Genomic DNA, 754 nt, shown 5'->3' on the forward strand with positions numbered 1-754 from the left:
TCGGCAGTAAGGACTTTGGTTTGTACTGCAACCTCATCCAACGTACATTAGCCTCATATGAAGTTCGTTTTCCTCAGACCGGAGATTTACCGCCGGCTTCCTTCAGATTCCACCTCGCGGTGGACACCCTTGCCTTAAGCTATGGCTACTACTGCCTTCACCATTCGGGACTTGAACCCTAGAGATAGCGCCCATGCTGGGCGCACAGTAAAAAGGATCCGCCGCGGCGAATCCTTCTTCTAACAGACCGTGCGCAAGATCTGGACGCTTCCCTGAAGGGGCTTGTCCGCGAAGGTTTACTGGGCTGTGTGTTCTCCATGCTCTGCGTTCTGTTCTTTTTCAGGAATGTGCGGTCTACACTCTTGATCGCCGTAACAATTCCTATTTCCTTATTGGCTACTACCCAGAACAATATCTATCGTGCTTTTCAAAAGAATGCATATATTCTTTTCAATGGAACACATTAATTATAGAAAAATTTAAATGGAGGAGAACTATGAAGATTATCTTAATAGCGATTCTTGTTACATTTCTTTTAAGTGCATGCAACTACAAACCGGTAAAAGAACATAATGAGCAAATAAAGAAAGATATTGAACAAGGCAAGCAACAAAATACTCCTTCGCAATAAGCCATTACTTTTTGAAAATGTAGCCGCCATAATTGGCGGCTACATAATCCAATCAAAAGGGGCTGTCCCAAAAGCCATAGGCTTTAGGGGCAGCCCCTTTCAATGTTTTAAAATCTGTAAAAA

3 protein-coding genes are annotated in these 754 nt (G+C 43.2%); all 3 read left to right on the forward strand.

The features are described 5' to 3' along the window. On the forward strand, positions 1-182 hold a 182-nt coding region (locus ACFPYJ_RS02190; protein ID WP_465263349.1), incomplete at its 5' end, for a hypothetical protein. Positions 183-230: 48 nt separating this feature from the next. Continuing rightward, complete coding sequence (locus ACFPYJ_RS02195; RefSeq protein WP_379186413.1) at positions 231-467, forward strand: efflux RND transporter permease subunit; 237 nt, start codon at positions 231-233, stop codon at positions 465-467. A gap of 29 nt (positions 468-496) precedes the next feature. Next, on the forward strand, positions 497-631 hold the full coding sequence (locus ACFPYJ_RS02200; RefSeq protein ID WP_379186412.1) for a hypothetical protein: 135 nt from the start codon (positions 497-499) through the stop codon (positions 629-631). Positions 632-754 lie beyond the last annotated feature (123 nt).

The sequence above is a fragment of the Paenibacillus solisilvae genome, assembly GCF_042656405.1.
Classification (GTDB): domain Bacteria; phylum Bacillota; class Bacilli; order Paenibacillales; family Paenibacillaceae; genus Paenibacillus_Z; species Paenibacillus_Z solisilvae.